The following is a 19,785-nucleotide window of genomic DNA, read 5'->3' on the forward strand; positions in this document are numbered from 1 at the left end:
GAGAAATGTATGGGATGGTGGCGCGAAACCATTGATATCGTAAAAGAAAATGATCCAGCGGCCCGCACCACTTTGGAGGTTTTGCTGACTTATCCAGGTGTCAAGGCCTTGGCGGCCCACCGTCTTTCGCATTTTCTCTGGAAGCATGGCTTCAAACTCTTGGCTCGTATGCACAGTCAGTTTTGGCGCTTTTGGACTCAGATTGAGATTCATCCAGGTGCCCAGATTGATTCAGGTGTCTTTATCGACCATGGTTCTGGTCTGGTGATTGGGGAAACAGCGATTGTTGAAAAAGGTGTTCTCCTTTATCACGGAGTGACTCTTGGTGGGACTGGTAAGGATGTTGGCAAACGCCATCCGACCGTTCGTCAGGGTGCCCTTATATCAGCCCATGCCCAAGTTATTGGTCCTGTAGAAATTGGTGCTAATGCCAAGGTCGGTGCTGCAGCAGTTGTCGTAGCAGATGTACCTAGTGATGTGACGGTTGTTGGTATTCCGGCCAAGATTGTCCGAGTTCATGGTAAGAAAGATGAGCCAGTCATTCACGAAGTTGAAGAAAAACGAGAGTATTACGTCAATAAACTAGAGCAGGCTAAAGAAGCTAGTCACAGATCGTCTGGGTTGTAGAGGATAGCTATATGATTCAAGCAAGAAACAAGTTAAGCCAAGAGGAGCTATCTGAGGCGAAAAAACTAATTAACTATTGTCAAAACTATGACGGTACCTATCGTGATCCCTATCTTTCTAACATGCTTAATTTTGATCCAAACATGCCCGCCTTTTTCCTTTATTATGAAAAAGGCGAACTTGTAGGTTTATTAACTGTCTATGCAGATGATCAAGATGTGGAAGTGACGATACTGGTTCATCCAGCTCATCGCCGTCAGGGGATTGCGCGTGCATTGTTTACTAGTTTTGAGAGAGAAACGGCTACTTTTTCTATTCGTTCAGTGACTTTTCAGACAGAGCGTGTTTTTCTAGACCGCCATCCTGATTTTGTCAGCAACTGGGGATTGGTCGAGGATGAAGAGACAGAAACTTGGTTAGGTAAGGATAGAAAACCTTATCCGTTAGCAACTGTTTCCAATCTTGAAGTTTTGTTAGCAGATAGTTCGTATCAGGAGCAAATTAGTCAGTTAAAATTTCAGGCATTTTCAGGGGAACATGAATCGAGAGAAGTTGTGGATAGATATGTCGCTGAAGCTCTGAAGGATCCAGAAAGTCGCTTATATATTTTGTTAAAAGACGGTCAGGTTATTGGAACTTGCACGGTAGATTTATCGACAAATACGAATTACTTCTACGGGTTAGCAATATCTGAACCTGAACGTGGGAAAGGCTATGGAAGTTACTTAGCAAAATCCCTTGTCAACCAACTAATTGAGCAAAATGATAAGGAATTTCAGATTGCAGTGGAAGATAGCAATGTAGGTGCCAAACGTTTGTATGAAAAAATTGGCTTTGTCAAACAGACTCAGGTGATTTATCTGAATGAGAAAGGAGCAAGGAATTCCGAAGTGTAGAGAGATTCGGACTGAAATTGAATTGAACTCTTAGTGATGAAACTAACTGTTCTTGAATTTTGGATTTCCTGACTATTATTTTATGATTAAAATCTATGACACCATGTCTCGTGATTTGCGAGAATTTGTCCCGATCGAGGACGGTAAGGTTAGGATGTATGTCTGTGGGCCGACCGTGTACAACTATATCCATGTGGGGAATGCTCGTTCGACGGTAGCTTTTGATACCATTCGTCGTTATTTCGAATATCGTGGCTACGAGGTTGCCTATATTTCCAATTTCACGGATGTGGATGATAAGATTATCAACCGTGCCAAGGAAGAAGGGATCACGCCTCAGGAGGTTGCGGACAAGTACATCGCTGCCTTTCGTGAGGATGTGACGGCCTTGGGCGTCAAACGTGCTACTTGCCATCCGCGTGTAGTGGAGTTTATGACGGATATCATCCGCTTTGTGGAAGATTTGATTGAAAAAGGCTTTGCTTACGAGAGTCAAGGGGATGTTTACTTCCGTGTGGAAAAATCCCACAACTATGCCAAGTTGGCCAATAAAACCTTGGAAGACTTGGAGCAAGGTGCATCAGGTCGTACCGATGAAGAAACGGCTCGCAAGGAAAATCCTGTAGACTTTGCTCTATGGAAAGCTGCCAAACCAGGCGAGATTTCTTGGAACAGTCCTTGGGGACCTGGTCGTCCAGGCTGGCATATTGAGTGTTCGGTCATGTCGACAGAGATTTTGGGAGATACCATTGATATCCACGGTGGTGGTGCTGACCTTGAGTTTCCTCACCATACCAACGAAATTGCCCAGTCAGAGGCAAAAACAGGTAAGACTTTCGCTAACTACTGGATGCATAATGGCTTTGTCAATATCGATAATGTCAAGATGTCCAAGTCCTTGGGTAACTTTATCACAGTGCACGATGCCCTTAAAACTCTTGATGGCCAAGTGCTTCGTTTCTTCTTTGCGACACAACATTATCGCAAGCCTATCAACTTTACGGAAAAGGCAGTGCGGGATGCAGAGACTAATCTCAAGTATCTGAAAAACACCTATGAGCAACCATTTACTGGAACTGTAGATGCTCAAGAGTTACAAGCCTTTAAAGATAAGTTTGTGGCTGCAATGGATGAGGATTTCAACTCTGCCAATGGTATCACAGTCGTCTTTGAAATGGCCAAATGGATCAACTCAGGCAACTATGATACAAGTGTCAAGCAAGCTCTTGCGGATATGTTGGAAGTCTTTGGAATTGTCTTTGTTGAGGAAGTTTTGGATGCTGAGATTGAATCCTTGATTCAAAAACGCCAAGAAGCGCGTGCCAATCGTGATTTTGCGACAGCGGACCAGATCCGTGACCAATTGGCTGCTCAAGGGATTAAGCTCCTTGACACCAAGGATGGAGTGAGGTGGACTCGTGATTGATGTCAATCTCATTAACGGGATTGCGTTAGCTTTTGAGGGGGACGCGGTGTACTCTATGTATATTCGCCGTCACCTCATCCTCAAAGGTATGACCAAACCCAATAAACTCCACCAAGAAGCGACCAAGTATGTGTCGGCTAAAGCTCAGGCTCGCCTGATTTCCCTCATGTTGGAGGAGCAAATCCTGACGGAAAAAGAAGAGGAAATCTACAAACGTGGCCGCAATACGAATAGCCACACCAAGGCTAAAAATGCTGATGTGGTGACCTACCGTATGTCCACAGGTTTTGAAGCGGTCATGGGCTATCTCCATATGACTGAAAATATAGAACGTCTTGAGAGCTTGATTTCATGGTGCATCCAAAAAGTGGAGGGCTAGGACATGATGGCAAAAGAACTACAAGACTGGTTTCCTGAGGCTCAGATTTCAGACCAACCAGTAGAGAAGGAGGGCTATCTCACTCTCCCTTTAGCTTCTCAGCAGTGGATTTTGCTGGAGGAAGCTGGTCTCAGCGAGCGTGAAAAGCAGTTGATTGCCCTTTTGACCCAGCAGGAGCAGGCTCGTTCGCTCAATCCTTGGTATTCTTATCTGGTTGAGGGCAAGGGACAGGCACCGAAAACTTTTAAAAAGATTCAGTTGGTTTATTGCCGTCTTTCCTATTTTCAGCAGGAAAATCTAGCTTCTTGGCTAGATATGATGCGGACTCTTTTTCCCAACTGTCAGACGGTGCTGCAGGTCGGAGCTCAGGATTATGTTTTCGTGCTTCAACAAGACAAATACACATCTGTACGAGCTATTTTAAGTGATACGATTGAAGCGGTTGAGTATGACTTTGGACTTCGTCTGTCAATCATGTTAGGTCAGGTTTGGTCTCAGACAGGCCATCAAGCCCTATCAGACTTGATTAAAGCAGAGCGAGATTTGTTTAAGACTTGGTGGCGTCAGGGTCACCAAGGTGTTCATACTTTTTCTCAGCTCTATCTTTGGAGTATGGGAGAAAGACTCGTGGATTTGAAGGCAATCAAGGAATGTCTACACCAGATGATTTTGGATCAAGATCAGATTCAGGAAATCATTCTCTCTCTTTGGGAAAATAGTGCTGTTCTCACTAAAACAGCCCAGCAACTCTATCTGCACCGCAATTCTCTCCAATACAAGATTGATAAATGGGAAGAGTTGACAGGGCTACAGTTGAAGGAATTGACTGACCTGACCCTGTGTTATCAGTTGATTTTACCAGATATTTTATAAAGTTTTGTGCAAGTTGCACAGAACTTTTTTATTTTTTTGGTCATCTTGCCATAGAAATGTAAAGCGTTTTCATCTATAATAAAACTATCAAAAGACAAAAGGAGTTCACCTCATGGTAGAATTGAATCTTAAAAATATTTACAAAAAATATCCAAACAGCGAACACTACTCAGTTGAAGACTTCAACTTGGACATCAAAGACAAAGAATTTATCGTTTTCGTAGGTCCTTCAGGATGTGGTAAATCAACAACTCTTCGTATGATTGCTGGTCTTGAAGACATCACAGAAGGTACTGCATCTATCGATGGCGTGGTTGTCAACGACGTAGCTCCAAAAGACCGTGACATCGCCATGGTATTCCAAAACTACGCTCTTTACCCACACATGACTGTTTATGATAACATGGCTTTCGGTTTGAAATTGCGTAAATACAGCAAGGAAGACATCGACAAACGTGTGCAAGAAGCAGCAGAAATTCTTGGATTGAAAGAGTTCTTGGAACGTAAACCTGCTGATCTTTCAGGTGGTCAACGTCAACGTGTTGCCATGGGTCGTGCGATCGTTCGTGACGCAAAAGTATTCTTGATGGACGAACCTTTGTCAAACTTGGATGCCAAACTTCGTGTATCAATGCGTGCTGAAATCGCTAAAATCCACCGTCGTATCGGAGCTACAACTATTTACGTAACTCACGACCAAACAGAAGCGATGACACTTGCAGACCGTATCGTTATCATGTCAGCAACTAAGAACCCTGCTGGTACAGGTACTATCGGACGTGTAGAACAAATCGGTACTCCTCAAGAAGTTTACAAAAACCCAGTTAACAAATTCGTAGCAGGATTCATCGGAAGCCCAGCTATGAACTTCATCAATGTGAAATTGGTTGGAAGCGAAATTATTTCAGACGGTTTCCGTTTGAAAGTTCCAGAAGGAGCATTGAAAGTTCTTCGTGAAAAAGGCTACGAAGGTAAAGAATTGATCTTCGGTATCCGTCCAGAAGACGTGAATGCAGAACCTGCTTTCCTTGAAACATTCCCAGAATCAGTTGTCAAAGCTACTATCTCAGTATCAGAATTGCTTGGTTCAGAATCTCACCTTTACTGCCAAGTTGGTAAAGACGAATTTGTTGCCAAAGTTGATGCTCGTGACTACTTGCAAACAGGTGCAACAGTTGAACTTGGATTTGACTTGAACAAAGCACACTTCTTTGATGTAGAAACTGAAAAAACAGTTTACTAAGATAAATAAAACTCAAAACACTGCTAGAAATCTGGCAGTGTTTTTTGCGATTGCGTAGAAAAACTCTCCAATTTAACTGGAGAGTGGCTGTTTATTCTGCAGCTCGTTGCCAACGTTTTGCTAGCATATGAGACAGGCTAGAAATGGCTAGATTAAAGCTGAAGTAGATGAGGGCGATCAGGATATACAGACTGAAGACTTGCTCTGGTTCGAAATAACGGCCCATGAGAATTTGGCTAGCTCCAAAGAGCTCTTGTAGGGCGATAACAGAGTAGAGAAGACTGGTATCCTTAATCACGGTTACAAACTGAGAAATGATGGCTGGCAGCATTTTACGAATAGCTTGTGGGAGAATGATGTGATAGAGGATTTGGGCTGAGGTAAATCCTTGAGACATTCCTGCTTCGTACTGTCCCTTGTCTACGGCATTGAGACCGCCTCGGATAATCTCAGCCAAGGCTGCTGAGGTAAAGAGAGTGAAGGCTGTAATACCTGCTGGAGTGGACTTCATCTTAAAGACTAAAAAGATAGTGAAAATCCAGAGGAGGTTGGGAACGTTACGCACAAACTCGATGTAAATGCTGGAGATGATGCGCAAGATAGGATTTTTGCCATTTCTCATGACGGCTAGCACCGTACCGATAAAGGTAGAGAGGATGATGGCAATCAGAGAAATGTAGAGGGTCAAGCCAAATCCTTTAAAGATAAAGATTAGGTTATCTGGGGTCAAAACTTCTAAAAGGGATTCCATAGTAACCTCCTAAAGTGAATAGGCTTTTTGTTGGCTTGCTCCATCTTGCGACCAAACTGGGCAACAGGGAAGCATAGAGAGAAGTAGAGAAGGGCAGCGCCTAGAAAGGCTGGAATGTAGTTTCCGTTAAGTGCTGACCAAGACTTGGTCACAAACATCAGGTCCACTCCAGAGATGATAGCGACTGTGGAGGTATTCTTGATGAGGTTGACGATTTGGTTGGTCAAAGGAGGGAGAATGATACGAAAGGCCTGAGGTAAGATAATCAAGCGCATGGCACTGATATAGGTAAAACCTTGCGATAAGGCAGCCTCCATCTGACCGCTAGGAATAGACTGAATACCTGAACGAATCACTTCAGCGATATAGGCGCCGTGATAGAGTCCCACGCAGAGTACAGCCGTCCAATAAATCGGAATCATGATGATATGGTCACTGATAAGAGGTAGGCCATAAAAAACGATAACAAACTGCACCAAGAGGGGAGTATTTTGGTAAAATTCAACAAAGATGCGAGCTAAAATGCGTAAAATTGGACGTTTACTGGTTGACATGGCTCCAAAGAAGATTCCTAAGACCATGGCGAGGATAAAGGATCCAATCGCTAGGGCAAGAGTGAAGAGGAAACCATTGAAAAATTGTCCAAAATCCTGAAAATAGGCTGTCCAAGATGATAAATCTGTCATGGGGTGTCCTCCTTAATCTGCGGTATGGCTAGATGGTTTGAGCTTGTAACGGTCATAAAGCTTCTGCAAACTACCGTCCTTGCTCCATTTAGTGACCAAGGTATCAAGATAGTCGCTGAGCTCAGTATTTGATTTCTTGGTAACGATACCGTAGTCAGATGGCTTGAAACTATCATCTAGTAGTACTGTGCGCTTGCTGATGTAGCCAGACAGAATCGAGCGGTCAACGGAAAAGGCATCAATACGGTGAGCATGCAGGGAAGTAATCAATTCTGGGTAGGAACCAAGTTCGACGAATTTAAACTTCAGACCTTTCTTTTTACCCAGTTCAGTAATCAGGCGTTGGGTGATGGAACCTTGGGCAACTCCGATGGTTTTGCCGTTTAGGTCCTCAATCTTTTTGATTTTGGCAGATTTATTGACCAAAAATCCAGAAGCGTCTGTGTAGTAGGGATTGGTAAAGTTGTAGAGTTTTTTGCGTTCGTCTGTGATGGTAAAGGTTGCGATATCCATATCGACCTGTTCATTGTCTAGAAGGGGTCCACGGGTTTGTGCGGTAACAGGCACATAGCGAACCTTGACCTTGAGCTCATCAGCTACCATTTTTGCCAAGTCAGTTTCGATACCAGAATAGGTTCCTGTCTTGGGATCCTTGTAGCCAAAATTGGGAACGTCTTGTTTGACACCGACAACCAGTTCGCCTCTTTTTTGAATATCTGCGACGCTGGTATCAGCCTGGACTGGTTTTGTAGCAGCAAGGCCGAAAAGGCTAATCAATAATGCTGATAAAAAGAATTTCTTTTTCATAGGTGCCTCCTTATTTGACTTTGTCACTTTCGTGGTTGATGATTTTGCTGAGAAATTGTTGGGCACGAGGTTCGCTTGGATTGTCGAAAAAGTCATCGACATCGGTCGTATCTACCAAAACTTCTCCGTCAGCCATAAAGATGATGCGGTCAGCAACTTCACGGGCAAAGCCCATTTCATGGGTCACGATAATCATATTCATACCATCGTGGGCCAATTTTTGCATAACTGCTAGAACATCGCCGATGGTTTCAGGGTCGAGGGCAGATGTTGGCTCATCAAAGAGGAGGAGTTCAGGGTGCATGGCAAGACCACGAGCGATGGCAATTCGCTGTTTTTGTCCACCAGATAGCATGGCTGGATAAGAATCTTTCTTGTCCCACATATTTACAAATTCCAGATATTTTTGGGCTGTTTTTTCAGCTTCTTTTTTATCAATTCCTAGAACTTTTATGGGCGCAAGTGTTACGTTTTCTAACACTGTTTTATGCGGATAGAGGTTGAAATGCTGGAAAACCATGCCAACTTCCTTGCGAAGAGGCACCAAATCTTTCTGGCTGGCACCAGCAACTTGGTGACCATTTACTAGAAGACTTCCTTTGTCAACAGCCTCCAAACCATTGATTGTGCGGATAAGAGTGGACTTCCCAGAACCAGAAGGGCCTAGGAGGACAACGACTTGCCCTTTTTCAAAACGGAGATTGATGTCACGGAGTGCATGGTAATCTCCGTAATATTTTTCGACGTGTTCAAATTCTACTAAAGCCATAAGGAATCTCCTTTGTGTTAGATTTTATAACATGATTCTACACCAAAAGAATGGTCTTGTCAAATCATATCAGAAAAAAGTTAGTAAAATTTTTGTAGAAATCAGGATAGAGAAAACGTCTAAATCATGTTATAATGAAGCAATAGAATTCTTAGAAAGAGTGGATGTCTTTTTGATAACACCTACTTATGAATGGCAATTTGCCCCGCAGGTAGAAGATGCGGATTTTACAAAGATAGCCAAGAAGGCTGGACTGGGTCCTGAGGTGGCTCGGTTATTATTTGAGAGAGGGATTCAGGACCAAGAAAGTCTGAAAAAGTTTTTAGAACCTTCCTTGGAGGACTTGCATGACCCTTATCTGCTTCATGATATGGACAAGGCAGTGGAACGAGTTCGTCAGGCCATTGAAGAAGGGGAAAATATTCTCATCTATGGGGACTACGATGCGGATGGCATGACTTCAGCTTCGATTGTGAAGGAAAGTTTGGAACAGCTTGGTGCCGAGTGCCGTGTTTACTTGCCAAATCGTTTTACAGATGGCTATGGACCTAATGCCAGTGTTTACAAATACTTTATCGAGCAAGAAGGAATTTCCTTGATTGTGACGGTGGACAATGGGGTTGCAGGTCATGAGGCTATTGAATTGGCCCAGTCTATGGGAGTCGATGTCATCGTGACTGACCACCATTCCATGCCTGAAATCTTACCAGATGCCTATGCTATTGTCCATCCTGAGCATCCAGATGCGGACTATCCTTTTAAATATTTGGCTGGTTGTGGAGTGGCTTTCAAGTTGGCTTGTGCTCTGTTAGAAGAAGTGCAAGTGGAATTACTTGATTTGGTCGCTATTGGTACCATTGCTGATATGGTGAGTTTGACGGATGAGAACCGTATCTTGGTTCAGTATGGTCTGGAAATGTTGGGACATACTCAGCGCATTGGTTTACAAGAAATGCTGGACATGGCTGGGATTGCTGCCAACGAAGTGACAGAAGAAACGGTTGGTTTCCAGATTGCCCCTCGTTTGAATGCCTTGGGGCGTTTGGACGATCCCAATCCTGTCATTGATTTGCTGACTGGATTTGACGACGAGGAAGCGCATGAGATTGCCCTCATGATTCATCAGAAAAATGAAGAGCGCAAGGAAATCGTCCAGTCTATCTATGAAGAAGCCAAGACCATGGTGGATCCTGAGAAGAAGGTCCAAGTCTTGGCCAAGGAAGGCTGGAATCCTGGGGTTCTGGGTATCGTGGCTGGTCGTTTGTTGGAAGAACTAGGGCAGACAGTTATTGTTCTTAATATAGAGGACGGTCGTGCCAAGGGTAGTGCTCGTAGTGTGGAAGCGGTCGATATTTTTGAGGCTCTGGATCCTCATCGAGACCTCTTCATCGCCTTTGGAGGTCATGCAGGTGCAGCAGGAATGACGCTGGAGGTTGAGAAACTTTCAGATTTATCTCAAGTATTGGAAGATTATGTCCGTGAAAAAGGCGCAGATGCTACTGGCAAGAACAAGTTAAACCTAGATGAAGAGCTGGATTTGGAGAGACTTAGCTTGGAAACGGTCAAAAGTTTTGAACGTTTAGCACCTTTTGGCATGGACAATCAGAAACCTGTCTTTTATATCAAGGATTTTCAGGTCGAAAGTGCCCGTACTATGGGAGCAGGCAATGCTCATCTCAAACTGAAAATTTCCAAAGGTGAGGCGAGTTTTGAAGTGGTAGCCTTTGGCCAAGGCAGATGGGCGACAGAGTTTTCTCAAACCAAGAATCTAGAGTTGGCAGTCAAATTGTCTGTCAACCAATGGAATGGCCAAACTGCCCTGCAGTTGATGATGGTGGATGCGCGTGTGGAGGGTGTTCAACTCTTTAACATCCGTGGGAAAAATGCAGTCTTGCCAGAAGGAGTTCCAGTCTTGGATTTTGCTGGAGAATTACCAAGTCTAGTAAATAGTGAAGCTATTGTTGTGAAAACCATTCCTGAGGATATTACTCAGCTGAAGACCATTTTTCAGGAACAGAATTTTTCTGCTGTTTATTTCAAAAATGATATTGCCAAGGCCTACTATCTGACAGGCTATGGGACTAGAGAGCAGTTTGCCAAATTGTACAAGACCATCTACCAGTTCCCAGAGTTTGATATTCGCTACAAGCTGAAGGATTTGGCTACTTATCTCAATATTCAGCAAATCTTGCTGGTCAAGATGATTCAAGTATTTGAAGAACTAGGCTTTGTGACCATCAAAGATGGTGTCATGACAGTGAATAAAGAGGCACCGAAGCGAGAGATCGGAGAAAGTCAGATTTACCAAAATCTCAAACAAACCGTTAAAGACCAAGAAATGATGGCGCTGGGTACCGTGCAAGAAATTTATAACTTTTTAATGGAAAAAGAATAGCAGATAGGAAAGAGTTGGGCAACCAGCTCTTTTTTGAAAATAAATCTTCATTTTGAAAATCATCAAAAAAATGGTATAATGGTAGGAAAAGATTCGGCTAAAAGTAGTGCTTTTAGAATAAAAGGGAAAGTAACCCTATAATCAAGATAAACAAAGCTTTCGGAGGAAAAATGAGTAATATCAGTTTAACAACACTTGGTGGTGTACGTGAAAACGGGAAAAATATGTATATCGCTGAAATCAATGGATCTATTTTCGTTTTGGATGCAGGTCTGAAATATCCTGAAAATGAACAACTAGGGGTGGACGTCGTTATTCCAAATATGGACTACCTTTTTGAAAATAGCGACCGTATCGCTGGGGTCTTCTTGACCCACGGCCATGCAGATGCCATTGGTGCTCTGCCTTATCTCTTGGCTGAAGCCAAGGTACCTGTATTTGGCTCTGAGTTGACCATTGAGTTGGCCAAACTCTTTGTCAAAGGAAATGACACAGTTAAGAAATTCAATGATTTTCATGTTATCGATGAGGATACGGAGATTGATTTTGGCGGGACTGTGGTGTCCTTCTTCCGTACGACCCACTCTATCCCAGAAAGTCTGGGTGTTGTCTTGAAGACAGCTGAAGGTAGTATCGTTTACACAGGTGACTTCAAATTTGACCAGACAGCTAGTGAATCTTATGCGACAGACTTCGCTCGCTTGGCAGAAATCGGTCGTGATGGAGTTCTAGCTCTTCTTAGCGATTCAGCCAATGCAGATAGTAATATCCAAGTGGCTAGCGAAAGTGAAGTTGGGGACGAGATCACTCAAACCATTTCGGACTGGGATGGTCGTATCATCGTTGCGGCGGTAGCCAGCAACCTCTCTCGTATCCAGCAGGTGTTTGATGCTGCGGATGCAACAGGCCGTCGTGTGGTCTTGACAGGATTTGATATTGAAAATATCGTCCGTACTGCTATTCGTCTTAAGAAATTGTCTCTAGCTAACGAGAGTCTTTTGATTAAGCCAAAAGATATGTCTCGCTTTGAAGACCATGAGTTGATTATACTTGAGACAGGTCGTATGGGTGAGCCTATCAACGGTCTTCGCAAGATGTCAATTGGTCGCCACCGTTATGTAGAAATCAAGGACGGTGACCTGGTCTATATCGTAACGACTCCATCTATCGCCAAAGAAGCAGTTATGGCGCGTGTGGAAAACATGATTTACCAAGCTGGTGGGGTTGTCAAACTGATCACTCAAAGCTTGCGTGTGTCAGGTCACGGAAATGCGCGTGATTTGCAGTTGATGATTAATCTCTTGCAACCCAAGTATCTCTTCCCAATTCAAGGGGAGTACCGTGAGTTGGATGCCCATGCTAAGGCTGCTATGGCTGTTGGTATGTTGCCAGAACGCATTTTTATCCCTAAAAAGGGAACCAGCATGGCTTATGAGAATGGGGACTTTGTCCCAGCTGGCGCAGTTTCGGCAGGGGATGTCTTGATTGACGGAAATGCTATCGGTGATGTTGGAAATGTAGTCCTTCGTGACCGTAAGGTCTTGTCAGAGGATGGTATTTTCATCGTAGCAATCACCGTTAACCGTCGTGAGAAGAAAATTGTGGCCAAGGCTCGTGTGCACACGCGTGGATTTGTTTATCTCAAGAAGAGCCGCGATATTCTCCGTGAAAGTTCAGAATTGATTAACCAAACGGTGGAAGAGTATCTTCAAGGAGATGACTTTGACTGGGCTGATCTTAAAGGGAAGGTTCGTGATAATTTGACCAAGTATCTCTTTGATCAAACTAAGCGTCGTCCAGCTATTTTACCAGTGGTGATGGAAGCAAAATAATCATTGAAATAAACAGAGGGAAAGTCGAATTTCGGCTTTTTCTTATCGGAAAATAGAAGGAGAAAATCATGGCAGTAATGAAAATCGAGTATTACTCACAGGTATTAGATATGGAGTGGGGGGTGAATGTTCTCTATCCTGACGCTAATCGAGTGGAAGAACCAGAATGTAAAGATATCCCTGTCTTGTACCTTTTGCATGGGATGTCTGGTAATCATAATAGCTGGCTCAAGCGGACCAATGTGGAACGTTTGCTTCGTGGAACTAATCTTATCGTCGTCATGCCCAATACCAGCAATGGTTGGTATACCGATACCCAGTATGGTTTTGACTATTACACAGCTCTAGCAGAGGAATTGCCACAGGTTCTGAAACGTTTCTTCCCTAATATGACTAGTAAGCGTGAAAAGACCTTTATCGCTGGTCTCTCTATGGGAGGCTATGGCTGTTTCAAACTGGCTCTTGCAACAAATCGTTTTTCTCATGCAGCTAGTTTTTCAGGCGCCCTTAGCTTTCAAGAGTTTTCTCCTGAAAGCCAAAATTTGGGAACACCAGCTTATTGGAGAGGTGTGTTTGGGGAGATTAAAGATTGGACAGCTAGTCCCTATTCCCTAGAAAGTCTGGCTAAAAAATCGGATAAAAAGACCAAACTTTGGGCTTGGTGTGGCGAGCAGGATTTCTTGTACGAAGCCAATAATCTTGCAGTGAAAAACCTCAAAAAGCTGGGCTTTGATGTGACCTATAGCCATAGCGCTGGAACTCACGAGTGGTACTACTGGGAAAAACAATTGGAACGGTTTTTAAAAATCCTACCGATTGATTTCAAATTAGAAGAGAGATTGAGCTAATTTTTTATAAATAAACCACCATTTATAGTTATTCTTGGCTTAAAAACATTGATGGAAGTCTATTTTTGCTAGACTTTTTAATCGAAAATAGTAAAATAGTAGAGAGATACTAGTTGAAAGAGAGAAAAATATGTATCGTTATCAGCTTGGGATACCACTATCAGAGTATGATGATTTTGTAAAAGAACATCCCATGGTTAATCTATTACAAAGCAGTGCTTGGGAAAAAGTGAAATCTGATTGGAATCATGAGAGGCTTGGTGTCTATGAAGGGGAGAACTTACTGGCTGTGGCTAGTATTCTCATAAAATCTCTGCCTTTGGGGTATAAAATGTTTTATATTCCAAGAGGTCCTATATTGGATTACAGGGATACAGAACTTTTAAAGTTTGTCCTGCAGTCTATTAAGTCTTATGCTCGCAATAAGAGAGCGGTTTTTGTGACTTTCGATCCAAGCATTTGTCTATCTCAACATTTGGTCAATCAAGATAAAACAGAATATCCTGAAAATCTTGCTATTGTTGATATTTTAGGGCAATTAGGAGTGGAATGGTCTGGGCAGACAATCGAGATGGATGACACCATTCAGCCTCGTATTCAGGCGAAAATATATAAGGAAAATTTTGAAGAAGATAAACTTTCTAAATCAACGAGGCAAGCTATCCGAACAGCACGAAACAAAGGTCTTGAGATTCAATATGGTGGACTGGAACTATTAGATTCATTTTCGGAGTTGATGAAAAAAACTGAGAAACGAAAAGATATTCATTTAAGAAATGAAGTCTACTATAAAAAATTATTAGATAACTTTAAAGAAGATTCTTATATCACGCTAACGAGTTTGGATGTTTCTAAGCGTTTACGAGAATTAGAAGAACAGCTGGAAAAAAATAGAGTAGTTGCAGAAAAATTTAGTGATGCAACCAAACCTTCAAAAGTTCAAGAAAATATAAAAGAAAAAGAACGTTTAGAAGAGGAAATAGATTTCTTGCAGGGATATATGAATATGGGAAAATCAAACATTCCTTTAGCGGCTACTTTGAGTTTGGAATTTGGTAATACCTCTGTCAATCTATATGCTGGTATGGATGATGATTTTAAACGTTACAATGCACCAATTTTAACTTGGTATGAAACAGCTCGCTATGCCTTTGAACGAGGTATAGTGTGGCAAAATTTAGGTGGTGTTGAAAACTCTCTCAATGGTGGACTTTATCATTTTAAGGAAAAATTTAATCCAACGATTGAAGAATACTTGGGTGAATTTACAATGCCGACTCATCCCCTCTATCCTCTGTTAAGACTTGCTCTTGATTTCCGTAAAACATTAAGAAAAAAACATAGAAAGTAAGTATATGGCACTAACTACACTCACAAAAGAAGAGTTTCGTACTTATTCTGATCAGGTTTCTTCTCGTTCCTTTATGCAATCTGTCCAGATGGGGGACTTGTTAGAAAAAAGAGGGGCTCGAATTGTTTACCTTGCTTTGAAACAAGAAGGAGAGATTCAAGTTGCAGCTCTGGTTTATAGCTTGCCCATGCTGGGTGGGCTGCATATGGAGCTCAATTCGGGTCCGATTTATACCCAACAAGATGCTCTTCCAGTTTTTTATGCGGAGTTAAAAGAATATGCTAAGCAAAATGGTGTATTAGAGTTGCTTGTAAAACCTTATGAAACGTATCAAACTTTTGATAGTGAAGGTAATCCAATAGATGCTGAGAAAAAAAGTATCATTCAAGGTTTAACTGATTTAGGTTATCAATTTGATGGATTGACAACGGGTTATCCAGGTGGAGAACCAGATTGGTTATACTATAAAGATTTGACTGATTTAACCGAAAAGAATTTACTTAAAAATTTTAGTAAAAAGGGGAAGCCTTTGGTGAAAAAGGCTGAAACGTTTGGCATTCGGTTGAAAAAGTTAAAACGTGAAGAACTATCGATTTTTAAGAATATAACAAAAGAAACCTCTGAACGTAGAGAATATAGTGATAAAAGTTTAGAATATTATGAGCACTTCTATGATTCATTTGGAGAACAAGCGGAGTTTCTTATAGCAAGCTTAAATTTTTCGGAGTATATGAGCAAATTGCAAGGTGAACAAAGTAAACTAGAAGAAATCTTGGACAAGTTGCGACTTGATTTGAGTAAAAATCCTCATTCTGAGAAAAAACAAAATCAACTGAGAGAATATTCTAGTCAATTTGAAACTTTTGAAGTTCGAAAAGCAGAAGCGAGAGACTTGATTGAGAAATATGGAGAAGAAGATATTGTTTTAGCCGGGAGTTTATTTGTTTATATGCCTCAGGAAACGACTTACCTCTTTAGTGGTTCCTACACTGAATTTAATAAGTTTTATGCCCCTGCACTACTTCAAAAATATGTTATGTTGGAAAGCATAAAACGTGGAATACCTAAATACAACTTCCTAGGCATTCAAGGGATTTTTGATGGTAGTGATGGTGTTTTGCGTTTTAAACAAAATTTTAATGGCTATATTGTACGTAAAGCAGGAACTTTCCGTTATCATCCATCGCCTTTAAAATACAAAGCTATTCAGTTATTCAAAAAAATATTAGGACGTTAAGGTGAAAAAGCCAGTATTTAGCTTTCTTTCAGCTTGTTTTAGTAAAATAAAGTTTATTTGCTAGAAAGGTGGAGAGACATGCGTTGGCTTTTTCGTTTGATAGGGGCTTTCTTTTCTTTTGTTTGGCGTTTGTTTTGGCGCCTAGTCTGGATAGTTGTACTCTTATGTGCTCTTGCTTTTGGTTTTCTCTGGTATCTGAACGGGGATTTTCAAGGAGCGCTAAAGCAAGCAGAGCGGTCGGTAAAAATTGGTCAACAAAGTATCGACCAATGGGAAAGAACAGGGCAACTGCCTAAGTTGAACCAGACTGATAGCCACCAGCATTCTGAAGGAAGGTGGTCACAGGCTTCTGCTCGTATTTACTTGGATCCCCAGATGGATTCACGCTTTCAAGAGGCTTATTTAGAAGCAATCCAGAATTGGAATCAAACTGGTGCTTTTCATTTTGAAATCGTGACTGAGTCCAGCAAGGCAGATATCTTGGCTACGGAGATGAATGACGGAGGTACTCCTGTGGCAGGAGAGGCAGAAAGTCAGACCAACCTCTTAACAGGGCAATTCTTGTCTGTCACGGTACGGTTGAATCACTATTATCTATCCGATCCAAATTATGGTTATTCTTATGAGCGCATTGTCCATACGGCAGAACATGAGTTGGGGCATGCGATTGGCTTGGACCATACAGATGAGAAGTCTGTAATGCAACCAGCAGGTTCCTTTTATGGTGTCCAGAAAGAGGATGTTGCAAACCTCCGAAAATTATATGAGACCAATGAGTAGGGGACTATCTTTCCCTACTTTTTTTGCTATAATGGAACTATGAATAACTTGATTAAATCAAAACTAGAGCTCCTGCCTACCAGCCCTGGTTGCTACATTCACAAGGATAAAAACGGTACGATTATCTATGTAGGAAAGGCTAAAAATCTACGTAACCGCGTGAGGTCTTATTTCCGTGGGAGTCACGATACAAAAACAGAGGCCTTGGTGTCTGAAATTGTGGATTTTGAATTTATTGTTACGGAGTCCAATATTGAGGCACTTCTCCTAGAAATTAATCTGATCAAGGAAAATAAGCCTAAATACAATATCATGCTCAAGGATGATAAGTCTTATCCTTTCATCAAGATTACCAATGAACGCTATCCTCGTTTGATTATCACCCGTCAGGTCAAAAAGGACGAAGGTCTCTACTTTGGACCTTATCCAGATGTGGGGGCAGCCAATGAAATCAAGCGACTTTTGGATCGAATTTTCCCTTTTCGTAAGTGTACCAATCCTCCTTCTAAGGTCTGTTTTTACTACCATATCGGTCAATGTATGGCCCATACTATCTGTAAGAAGGATGAGGCCTATTTCAAGTCTATGGCTCAGGAGGTCTCTGAGTTTCTGAAAGGGCAGGATGACAAAATCATTGATGATCTTAAGGGAAAAATGGCAGTGGCAGCCCAGACTATGGAATTTGAACGTGCAGCGGAATACCGTGACCTGATTCAGGCCATTGGAACGCTTCGAACCAAGCAACGGGTTATGGCTAAGGATCTCCAAAATCGGGATGTCTTTGGCTACTATGTGGATAAGGGCTGGATGTGTGTTCAGGTTTTCTTTGTCCGTCAGGGAAAACTCATTGAGCGCGATGTCAATCTTTTCCCCTATTACAATGATCCAGACGAAGATTTCTTGACCTATGTGGGACAGTTCTATCAAGAAAAATCTCACCTGGTTCCCAATGAGGTACTGATTCCGCAGGATATTGACGAAGAAGCTGTCAAGGCTTTGGTAGACACCAAGATTCTTAAGCCTCAACGTGGAGAGAAAAAGCAACTGGTCAATTTGGCTATAAAGAATGCTCGAGTCAGTCTAGAGCAGAAATTTAATCTGCTAGAGAAATCTGTCGAAAAGACCCAAGGGGCTATTGAAAATCTGGGACGCTTGCTCCAAATCCCGACACCAGTTCGCATCGAATCCTTTGATAACTCCAATATCATGGGGACCAGTCCTGTTTCAGCCATGGTTGTCTTTGTCAACGGAAAACCTAGTAAGAAGGATTACCGTAAGTATAAAATCAAAACCGTAGTCGGGCCAGACGACTATGCCAGTATGAGAGAAGTCATTCGCAGGCGCTATGGTCGAGTACAGCGTGACAGTTTGACTCCTCCAGATTTGATTGTCATTGATGGAGGACAAGGTCAGGTCAATATCGCCAAGCAAGTCATCCAAGAGGAACTGGGCTTGGATATACCCATTGCAGGTCTGCAAAAAAATGATAAGCACCAAACACATGAATTGCTCTTCGGTGATCCACTTGAGGTGGTAGAGTTGTCTCGCAATTCTCAGGAATTTTTCCTCCTTCAGCGCATCCAAGATGAGGTACACCGCTTTGCTATCACTTTCCATCGCCAACTGCGCTCCAAAAATTCCTTTTCATCACAACTGGATGGAATTGAAGGTCTGGGACCTAAACGCAAGCAGAATCTCATGAAGCATTTTAAGTCTTTGACCAAAATCAAGGAAGCCAGTGTGGATGAGATTGTCGAAGTTGGAGTACCTAGAGCGGTCGCAGAAGCAGTGCAGAGGAAGTTGAACCCGCAGGAAACAGAAACCTTGCCTCAAGTGGCGGAAGAAAAAGTAGATTACCAAACGGAAGAAAACCACAATGAACCATAAAATCGCAATTTTATCAGATATTCATGGCAATGCGACAGCGCTAGAAGCAGTGATTGCAGATGCTAAAAATCAAGGAGTCAGTGAATACTGGCTTCTGGGAGATATTTTTCTTCCTGGTCCAGGCGCAAATGACTTGGTCGCCCTGCTAAAGGCCCTTCCTATCACAGCTAGTGTTCGAGGCAATTGGGATGATTGTGTCCTTGAGGCTTTAGATGGGCAATATGGCTTAGAAGACCCACAGGAAGTCCAGCTCATGCGAATGACCCAGTTTTTGATGGAGCGAATGAATCCTGCAACGATTGTCTGGCTACGAAGCTTGCCTTTGCTGGAAAAGAAAGAAGTTGAAGGATTGCGCTTTTCTATCTCTCATAATTTGCCAAATAAGAACTATGGTGGTGACTTGCTAGTTGAGAATGATACAGAGAAATTTGACCAACTCCTAGATGATGAAGTTGACGTGGCAGTCTATGGTCATGTCCACAAGCAGTTGCTTCGTTATGGCAGTCAAGGGCAACAAATCATCAATCCAGGGTCGATTGGCATGCCCTATTTTAACTGGGAGGCGTTAAAAAATCACCGTGCCCAGTATGTCGTGATAGAGGTTGAAGATGGGGAATTGGTAAATATCCTATTTCGTAAAGTCGCTTATGATTACGAGGCTGAGTTAGAATTGGCCAAGTCCAAGGGCCTGCCTTTTATTGAAATGTATGAAGAGCTACGTCGTGAAGATAACTATCAGGGGCACAATCTGGAACTCTTAGCAAGCTTAATAGAAAAGCATGGGTATGTAGAAGATGTGAAGAATTTTTTTGATTTTTTGTAAAAGTTTCCTAAAATAACCAATGCAAACTAAAAACGATTGGCTCGTCCAATCGTTTTTAATATATCTTATACTCAATGAAAATCAAAGAGCAAACTAGGAAGCTAGACGTAGGTTGCTCAAAGCACAGCTTTGAGGTTGCAGATAAAGCTGACGTGGTTTGAAGAGATTTTCGAAG

Annotated in this window: 18 protein-coding genes; 14 read left to right on the top strand and 4 right to left on the bottom strand. The window is 42.2% G+C overall.

Annotation, left to right across the window (positions count from 1 at the left end):
• Positions 1-9 precede the first annotated feature (9 nt).
• From cysE to SMSK564_RS12265, 6 genes are all read left to right on the top strand, one after another.
• Positions 10-627 (top strand): serine O-acetyltransferase, encoded by a 618-nt coding sequence (gene cysE / locus SMSK564_RS12240; RefSeq protein WP_000539982.1) that lies wholly within the window; start codon positions 10-12, stop codon positions 625-627.
• Positions 628-638: 11 nt separating this feature from the next.
• A complete protein-coding gene (locus SMSK564_RS12245) occupies positions 639-1,523 on the top strand; it encodes a GNAT family N-acetyltransferase (protein ID WP_000613651.1) in 885 nt (294 codons plus the stop codon).
• A gap of 82 nt (positions 1,524-1,605) precedes the next feature.
• On the top strand, positions 1,606-2,949 hold the full coding sequence (gene cysS, locus SMSK564_RS12250; protein ID WP_025170943.1) for a cysteine--tRNA ligase: 1,344 nt from the start codon (positions 1,606-1,608) through the stop codon (positions 2,947-2,949).
• A complete protein-coding gene (locus tag SMSK564_RS12255; protein ID WP_000567917.1) occupies positions 2,942-3,328 on the top strand; it encodes a Mini-ribonuclease 3 in 387 nt (128 codons plus the stop codon). Before cysS ends, SMSK564_RS12255 begins: the two co-directional genes overlap by 8 nt.
• 3 nt (positions 3,329-3,331) lie before the next feature.
• Entirely contained in the window at positions 3,332-4,201 is an 870-nt protein-coding gene (locus SMSK564_RS12260; protein ID WP_000968025.1) for a helix-turn-helix domain-containing protein, read from the top strand.
• 112 nt (positions 4,202-4,313) lie between these two features.
• Entirely contained in the window at positions 4,314-5,444 is a 1,131-nt protein-coding gene (locus tag SMSK564_RS12265) for an ABC transporter ATP-binding protein (protein WP_000229949.1), read from the top strand.
• 91 nt (positions 5,445-5,535) lie between these two features.
• On the opposite strand, the gene SMSK564_RS0103220 is transcribed toward SMSK564_RS12265, so the two are convergent.
• From SMSK564_RS0103220 to SMSK564_RS12280, 4 genes are read right to left on the bottom strand one after another with little or no spacing between them, the layout of a single operon-like run.
• A complete protein-coding gene (locus tag SMSK564_RS0103220; protein ID WP_000444669.1) occupies positions 5,536-6,195 on the bottom strand; it encodes an amino acid ABC transporter permease in 660 nt (219 codons plus the stop codon).
• Positions 6,180-6,881: an amino acid ABC transporter permease gene (locus SMSK564_RS12270; RefSeq protein WP_000131138.1), complete on the bottom strand. Its 702-nt coding sequence runs from the start codon at positions 6,879-6,881 to the stop codon at positions 6,180-6,182. The genes SMSK564_RS0103220 and SMSK564_RS12270 overlap by 16 nt, the downstream gene beginning before the upstream one ends.
• Positions 6,882-6,893: 12 nt before the next feature.
• The gene (locus SMSK564_RS12275; protein WP_000726176.1) at positions 6,894-7,688 is read right to left on the bottom strand and encodes a transporter substrate-binding domain-containing protein; all 795 of its coding nucleotides are present in this window, start codon (positions 7,686-7,688) and stop codon (positions 6,894-6,896) included.
• Between the two features lie 10 nt (positions 7,689-7,698).
• Positions 7,699-8,457: an amino acid ABC transporter ATP-binding protein gene (locus SMSK564_RS12280; protein WP_001229568.1), complete on the bottom strand. Its 759-nt coding sequence runs from the start codon at positions 8,455-8,457 to the stop codon at positions 7,699-7,701.
• A gap of 172 nt (positions 8,458-8,629) precedes the next feature.
• Between SMSK564_RS12280 and recJ the strand changes: the two genes are divergently transcribed.
• The 8 genes from recJ (at position 8,630) to SMSK564_RS12320 (ending at position 19,610) form a co-directional block, all read left to right on the top strand.
• Positions 8,630-10,852, top strand: a complete 2,223-nt coding sequence (gene recJ / locus SMSK564_RS12285) for a single-stranded-DNA-specific exonuclease RecJ (protein WP_004237253.1) — start codon at positions 8,630-8,632, stop codon at positions 10,850-10,852.
• Between the two features lie 170 nt (positions 10,853-11,022).
• Complete coding sequence (locus tag SMSK564_RS12290; protein ID WP_000065642.1) at positions 11,023-12,684, top strand: ribonuclease J; 1,662 nt, start codon at positions 11,023-11,025, stop codon at positions 12,682-12,684.
• A 68-nt stretch (positions 12,685-12,752) separates the two neighbouring features.
• Positions 12,753-13,532 carry an alpha/beta hydrolase gene (locus tag SMSK564_RS12295; RefSeq protein ID WP_000290035.1) on the top strand — a complete coding sequence of 260 codons (780 nt, stop codon included), beginning with the start codon at positions 12,753-12,755 and terminating at the stop codon, positions 13,530-13,532.
• Between the two features lie 130 nt (positions 13,533-13,662).
• On the top strand, positions 13,663-14,883 hold the full coding sequence (locus SMSK564_RS12300) for a peptidoglycan bridge formation alanyltransferase MurM (protein WP_000286585.1): 1,221 nt from the start codon (positions 13,663-13,665) through the stop codon (positions 14,881-14,883).
• A 4-nt stretch (positions 14,884-14,887) separates the two neighbouring features.
• Entirely contained in the window at positions 14,888-16,120 is a 1,233-nt protein-coding gene (gene murN, locus SMSK564_RS12305; protein ID WP_001229524.1) for a peptidoglycan bridge formation alanyltransferase MurN, read from the top strand.
• 78 nt (positions 16,121-16,198) lie between these two features.
• Positions 16,199-16,900: a M57 family metalloprotease gene (locus SMSK564_RS12310; RefSeq protein ID WP_001267401.1), complete on the top strand. Its 702-nt coding sequence runs from the start codon at positions 16,199-16,201 to the stop codon at positions 16,898-16,900.
• A gap of 39 nt (positions 16,901-16,939) precedes the next feature.
• On the top strand, positions 16,940-18,787 hold the full coding sequence (gene uvrC, locus SMSK564_RS12315; RefSeq protein WP_001061115.1) for an excinuclease ABC subunit UvrC: 1,848 nt from the start codon (positions 16,940-16,942) through the stop codon (positions 18,785-18,787).
• Positions 18,777-19,610, top strand: a complete 834-nt coding sequence (locus SMSK564_RS12320) for a metallophosphoesterase family protein (protein ID WP_001015745.1) — start codon at positions 18,777-18,779, stop codon at positions 19,608-19,610. Before uvrC ends, SMSK564_RS12320 begins: the two co-directional genes overlap by 11 nt.
• The last annotated feature ends 175 nt before the right edge of the window (positions 19,611-19,785 follow it).

It is taken from the genome of Streptococcus mitis SK564 (assembly GCF_000148525.1).
In the GTDB taxonomy this organism is placed as follows: Bacteria; Bacillota; Bacilli; order Lactobacillales; family Streptococcaceae; genus Streptococcus; species Streptococcus mitis_H.